We start from the raw sequence: 362 nt of genomic DNA on the forward strand, positions 1-362 counted from the left end.
TATTACTACTTTCTCACCCTGATCCCCTAGGATCGGGTCAAAAAGGTGGCTATCGGAATGGAAAAAGATAAGAGTCCGAAATCCAGAAACCCGCTCAAAACGGCAGGAATCGTTCTCGCCTGCGGCCTCGTCGGTGTCGTTGCCGTCGTCCTCGGCTTCATGCTCGCCGACGCCCTCATCGTCTATGCTTACGAGAGTTCAGGCGGGCAGCCGATGCTCTACGTCATGGAGAGAGCGGAGCCGGGAGAGAGCATGATCGTTCCCCTGACCGGGCAGGACTTCGAACGGCATCCCGCACTCGACGCAGTCATCCGGGGCGAGGAACGGAATCCGTCGGCATGGGAGTGGGGCTACCGGGACCA

1 protein-coding gene is annotated in these 362 nt (G+C 59.1%); it reads left to right on the forward strand.

Going from position 1 to position 362, the window contains the following annotated elements:
• Positions 1–57: 57 nt before the first annotated feature.
• Positions 58–362, forward strand: a 305-nt coding sequence (locus tag BP858_RS12405; protein ID WP_286879502.1) for a hypothetical protein, incomplete at its 3' end; no start/stop codon positions are given.

This window comes from Methanoculleus sp. UBA413, assembly GCF_002502935.1.
GTDB classification, from domain to species: Archaea; Halobacteriota; Methanomicrobia; order Methanomicrobiales; family Methanoculleaceae; genus Methanoculleus; species Methanoculleus bourgensis.